Source organism: bacterium, assembly GCA_036524115.1.
Taxonomy (GTDB): domain Bacteria; phylum JAUVQV01; class JAUVQV01; order JAUVQV01; family DATDCY01; genus DATDCY01.
Genome location: DATDCY010000080.1, coordinates 1 through 5008, shown reverse-complemented (window position 1 = coordinate 5008; position 5008 = coordinate 1). Strand labels below are relative to the sequence as shown.

Annotated in this window: 8 protein-coding genes; 1 reads left to right on the top strand and 7 read right to left on the bottom strand. The window is 71.8% G+C overall.

The genetic code is table 11. The features are described from left to right. The 7 genes from VI078_03900 to rpsB form a co-directional block, all read right to left on the bottom strand. Positions 1 to 156, bottom strand: a 156-nt coding sequence (locus tag VI078_03900; protein HEY5998429.1) for a 1-deoxy-D-xylulose-5-phosphate reductoisomerase, incomplete at its 3' end; no start/stop codon positions are given. A gap of 12 nt (positions 157 to 168) precedes the next feature. After that, positions 169 to 951: a phosphatidate cytidylyltransferase gene (locus VI078_03895; protein HEY5998428.1), complete on the bottom strand. Its 783-nt coding sequence runs from the start codon at positions 949 to 951 to the stop codon at positions 169 to 171. Continuing rightward, positions 948 to 1661, bottom strand: a complete 714-nt coding sequence (gene uppS / locus VI078_03890; protein HEY5998427.1) for a polyprenyl diphosphate synthase — start codon at positions 1659 to 1661, stop codon at positions 948 to 950. Before uppS ends, VI078_03895 begins: the two co-directional genes overlap by 4 nt. 62 nt (positions 1662 to 1723) lie before the next feature. Further along, positions 1724 to 2281 (bottom strand): ribosome recycling factor, encoded by a 558-nt coding sequence (gene frr / locus VI078_03885; GenBank protein ID HEY5998426.1) that lies wholly within the window; start codon positions 2279 to 2281, stop codon positions 1724 to 1726. 17 nt (positions 2282 to 2298) lie between these two features. Continuing rightward, the gene (pyrH, locus tag VI078_03880) at positions 2299 to 3051 is read right to left on the bottom strand and encodes a UMP kinase (GenBank protein ID HEY5998425.1); all 753 of its coding nucleotides are present in this window, start codon (positions 3049 to 3051) and stop codon (positions 2299 to 2301) included. Positions 3052 to 3057: 6 nt separating this feature from the next. After that, positions 3058 to 3654: a translation elongation factor Ts gene (gene tsf / locus VI078_03875; GenBank protein HEY5998424.1), complete on the bottom strand. Its 597-nt coding sequence runs from the start codon at positions 3652 to 3654 to the stop codon at positions 3058 to 3060. Positions 3655 to 3658: 4 nt separating this feature from the next. Next, entirely contained in the window at positions 3659 to 4516 is an 858-nt protein-coding gene (rpsB, locus tag VI078_03870; protein HEY5998423.1) for a 30S ribosomal protein S2, read from the bottom strand. Between the two features lie 239 nt (positions 4517 to 4755). Between rpsB and VI078_03865 the strand changes: the two genes are divergently transcribed. Next, a partial coding sequence (locus tag VI078_03865; GenBank protein HEY5998422.1) for a hypothetical protein occupies positions 4756 to 5008 on the top strand: 253 nt, incomplete at its 3' end.

Below are 5008 nucleotides of genomic sequence, written 5' to 3'. Positions count from 1 at the left end.
CCGCGGCCGCAGCTCGCGCGCCTGCGCCGCCAGCGCCCGCCAGTTCGAGCCGGCGGCGAGCGCCGCGACCGCCAGCCGCCCGCCGGAGGCGCGCACGACGTCCAGAGCGCTCAGGCCGATGGAGCCGGTAGAGCCGAGGATAGCCACCTGTCGCATCGCGCGTCCCTCCTAGCCCGTGATCGCCCGCGCGAGGTGGTAGCCCACGGGTATGCCCAGCAGCAGGCTGTCGATCCGGTCCAGGATTCCGCCGTGGCCGGGGATGAGCCGGCCCGAGTCCTTCACGCCCTTCGCGCGCTTCCAGAGCGACTCGAAGAGGTCGCCGAGTTGGCCGGCGACCCCGACGGCGAGGCCCGTCGCCGCGGCCGCCGGCAGCGACACCGCCCCGTCGAAGAGCGGCAGCGCGGCGCAGCCGCCCGCGACGGCCCCGGCGAGGCCGCCGACTGCGCCGGCCCAGGTCTTGTTCGGGCTCAGCAGCGGCGCGAACTTCCGCCGGCCGAACCGCGAGCCGGCGTAGTAGGCGGCGCTGTCGCCGGCCCAGGTCGCGACGAGCACGAGGAAGACCCAGGCCGGACCGCCGGCCAGCTCCTCGCGGAGGAACCAGAGGCAGCCCATCGCGTAGCCGATGTAGCCGAGGCCGAAGGCGCCCTCGGCCACCCCGCGGAAGCGCCGCGCCGGGTCCTCGACGCGCCAGAGCGCCGCGAGCGCGAGCACGGGGAGCACGATGCTGGCCACGGCCGGCGCGTACCCGAAAGGCAGCGCCCCCAGCAGCGGGGCGGCGCAGCCGAGGACCGTCACGGCGATCACGGTCTCGACGCCGCAGAGCGCGAGGTACTCGTGGAGGGCCAGCAGGGCGACCGCCAGCACGACGAGCCCGAACGCCGCCGCGCCGGCCCCGAAGACCACCGCCAGGACCAGCGGGATGCCCACGAGGGCCGAGAGCAGGCGCTTCACCGGGCCACCTGCGCGGCGTGGCGCGCCCGCTCGGCCGAGACCAGCGCCGCGAGGCGCTTCGCGTTGAAGTCGGGCCACAGCTCGGGGACGAAGACCAGCCGCGCGCCGACCGACTCCCAGAGCAGGAAGTTCGAGAGGCGCACCTCGCCGCTGGTGCGGATGATCAGGTCCGGCGGCGGCACGTCGGGCGCGTAGAGATGCGCGGCGATGTCCGCCGGCGCGAGCGGGCCCGGCTCCCGGCCCGCCGCCACCCGCGCGGCGGCCGCCGCGTTGATCGCGTCGACGATCTCGGCGCGCCCGCCGTAGCTCAGCGCGAGACAGAGGGTGAGCCGGTCGTTGCCCGCCGTGGCGGCCGTCAGCTCCTCGACCTTCGCGCGCACTTTCGCCGGCAGCATCCCGAGGCGCCCGAGCGCGCGGAAGCGCACGCGGTTCGCGGCGAGCCGCGGCGCCTCGCGCGCGAGGTAGCGGTGCAGCAGGCGCATCAGTTCGTCCACCTCCGCCTGGGGGCGCCGCCAGTTTTCGAGCGAGAAGGTGTAGAGCGTCAGCACCGGGACGCCCAGGTCGCGGCAGACCTCCATCGCGGCGCGGGCGGACTTGACCCCGGCGCGGTGCCCCTCGATGCGGGGGAGGTGGCGGCGCCGCGCCCAGCGGCCGTTGCCATCCATGATGACGGCCACGTGACGCGGCCAGGGCTCGTGGTGCTCGTCCACGGCGGGGGAGCGGCTGGCGATCCGCGCCCGGCACGGGCCCCGGTGCGGGACCCGGCGCCGGATCAGATCTCCATGATCTCCTTTTCCTTCTTCTCGATGGCCTGGTTGACCTGCGCGGTGAAGTCGTCGGTCAGCTTCTGGACGCGCTCCTGCGCCCGGCGCATCTCGTCCTCGGAGATCTTGCCGTCCTTCTCGAGCTTCTTGATCTGCTCGTTCACGTCGCGGCGCACGTTGCGCAGCGAGACGCGGCCCTCCTCGGCGTACTTGCGCGCAACCTTGACCAGGTCCTTGCGCCGCTCCTCGGTGAGCGCCGGGATCGAGATGCGGATGACCTTGCCGTCGTTGGTCGGCGTCAGACCGAGGTTCGCGCGCAGGATCGCCTTCTCGATCTCGCCCATGATCGAGGGGTCCCAGGGCTGGATCACGATCGAGCGGCTCTCGGGGATGGACACCGAGGCCACCTGGGTCACGGGCGTCGGCGTCCCGTAGTACTCGACGCTGACCCCGTCGAGCAGCGCCGGCGTCGCGCGCCCGGTCCGGATGGTCCCGAACTCCTTCTTCAGGACCGCCATTGAGTGCTGCATCTTCTCCTGCGCGGCCTTCTCGATGTCCTTGAGCATCGCCGTGTGCGTCCCCCTTAGCCCGCGTGCACGAGGGTCCCGACCCGCCCGCCCGTGAGCAGACGCAGGAGGTTCCCCGGCTTGTTGAGGTTGAAGACCACGATCGGCAGGCTGTTGTCCATGCAGAGCGAGATCGCCGTCGTGTCCATGACCGCCAGGCGCCGGCGCAGCACCTCCAGGTACGTCAGCGCGGTGAAGCGCTTCGCCTTCGGGTTGCGCACCGGGTCGGCGTCGTACACCCCGTCGACCTTCGTCGCCTTCACCAGCACGTCGGCGCCGATCTCCATCGCGCGCAGCGCCGCGGCGGTGTCGGTCGTGAAATACGGGTTCCCCGTCCCGGCGGCGAAGATCACGGTGCGCCCCTTCTCCAGGTGGCGCACCGCGCGGCGGCGGATGTAGGACTCGGCGACCTGGTGCATCTCGATGGCGCTCATCACGCGGGTGAAGGCGCCGCGGTGCTCGAGCGCGTTCTGCAGCGCCAGGGCGTTGATGACGGTGGCGAGCATCCCCATGTAGTCGGCGCTCGCCCGGTCGACGCCCTCGCGCCGCGCCTCGATCGCGCCGCGCATGATGTTGCCGCCGCCGATGACGAGGGCGACCTCGACGCCGAGCTCCTTCGCCGCGATGACCTGGCTGCAGATCCCGTCGACGACGTCCCGGTCGATCCCCCACTGGCCGCGGCCGAGCAGGGCCTCGCCGCTGAGCTTGAGCAGGATCCGCCGGTAGCGCGGCTTCGCGCCGCGCACCCGCCGCCCGACCGCCGCCGCCACGGGCGCCTACCTCCCGAGCTGGTAGCGCGTGAAGCGCCGGACCCGGATGTTCTCGCCGATCTTCGCGATCGCCTCGGTCACGATGTCCTTGACCCTGCGGTCCTGGTCCTTGACGAAGGGCTGCTCGAGGAGGCAGACCTCCTCGTAGAACTTCTGGATCCGGCCCTCGACCATCTTCTCGACGATCTTCTCGGGCTTGCCGCTGGCCTTGGCCTGCTCGGCGAGGATCTCGCGCTCCTTGGCCACCAGGTTCTGGTCCAGCTCGTCCGGGGACACCGCCAGCGGCATCGCCGCGGCGACCTGCATCGCCAGGTCGTGCACGAGCGCGCGGAAGGCGTCGGTGCGCGCCACGAAGTCCGTCTCGCAGTTGACCTCGATGAGCACGCCGACCTTGTTGCCCGGGTGGATGTAGGCCTCGATCAGCCCCTCGCCGGTCGTGCGGTGCGACTTCTTGGCCGCCGACGCCATGCCCTTCTTGCGCAGGTGCTCGGTGGCCTTCTCCATGTCCCCGCCGCACTCGGCAAGGGCCTTCTTGCACTCCATCATGCCGACCCCGGTCTTCTCCCGGAGCTCCTTCACCAGGTTCGCGCTGACGTCCGCCACGTCCCTACCCCTCCTCGCCGGCGTCAGCCGCGCCAGCCTCGTCGCTGAAGACCTCCTCGAGGGCCGGCGCGCCGGGCTTCTTCGCCGCGCGCCGCGCCTTGGGCTTGGCCTCTCCGGATGCGTCCGCGGCCTCCTGCGCCGCCTCCTGCGCCTGCTGGGCCGCCGCCGCCTGCTTCTCCTGCCAGATCGCGGCGCCCTCGATGACCGCGTCCGCGATCTTGCCCGTGATGAGCTTGACCGAGCGGATCGCGTCGTCGTTGCCGGGGATCACGTAGTCGATCCCGTCCGGGTCGCAGTTGGTGTCCACGGTCGCGATCACCGGGATCCCGAGGCGGTTGGCCTCGTGCACCGCCAGCCGCTCCTTCTTGGTGTCGATGACGAAGACCGCGCCGGGGAGCTTGTCCATGTCGCGGATGCCGCTCATGTACTTCTGGAGCTTCTCCAGCTCCGCCTCGATCCGCGCGACCTCGCGCTTGTTGAGGCCCGCGAAGCCGGCCGCCTTCTGCTCCTCGTAGCCGCGCATGCGCTGGATGCCCTGGTGGATCGTCACGAAGTTCGTCAGCGTCCCGCCGAGCCAGCGCTGGTTCATGTAGTGGCCACCGCAGCGCAGCGCCTCCTCGGCCACGACGTCCTGCGCCTGCTTCTTCGTGCCGACGAAGAGCACCGTGCGCCCCTCGGCCGCCACCTGGCGCGCGAAGTCGCAGGCCTCCTTGAAGAGCCGGATCGTCTTCTGCAGGTCGATGATGTAGATGCCGTTGCGCGCGTCGAAGATGTACTTCTTCATCTTCGGGTTCCAGCGCTTGGTCTGGTGGCCGAAGTGAACCCCGGCCTCGAGGAGCTGCTTCATGGTCACTGCCGACATGCCGACGTACCTCCCGCTCTCGGGTTTCTTGCCTCCGCGCCGCCCTTCCCGTGCCGGCACGCTCCCCGCAGGGAACCCGGTGCCGGCAGACGGCGCGTGTGTGATGAAAACCGTCGGATAGTAGCCCAGGATCGGCGGAAGTGCAAGCTGCCGTCACGGCGCCGCCAGCGCGTCGTGCCGCCGCGCCGGGCTTCCCGGGCTTCCCGCGAGAGGGGGAGGAGCCCTATAATCGGCCGCGAATGGGCACGCCATCGCACACCGAGCTGCTGGAGGCCTGCCGCGTCCTCTTCGGGCACCGGCTCGATCCCGGCTTCCTCGGCCACCTCCAGGAGTCCGGCCTGCGGGCCGCCTGGCGGCGCGCCGCCCTGCGCTGGCACCCCGACCGCGTCCCCGAGGCGGCCGCCCGGCGGCGCCACGCGGACCGCTTCATCGAGGCGCGGCAGGCGTACGGCGTGCTGCGCGATTTCCTCGAGACCCGCGTGCGCCCCGCCG

Bases quoted from the DNA above. Each gene is read 5' to 3' on its own strand.
- rpsB (HEY5998423.1), bottom strand. From the start codon at position 4,516: ATGTCGGCAGTGACCATGAAGCAGCTCCTCGAGGCCGGGGTTCACTTC.
- frr (HEY5998426.1), bottom strand. From the start codon at position 2,281: ATGCTCAAGGACATCGAGAAGGCCGCGCAGGAGAAGATGCAGCACTCA.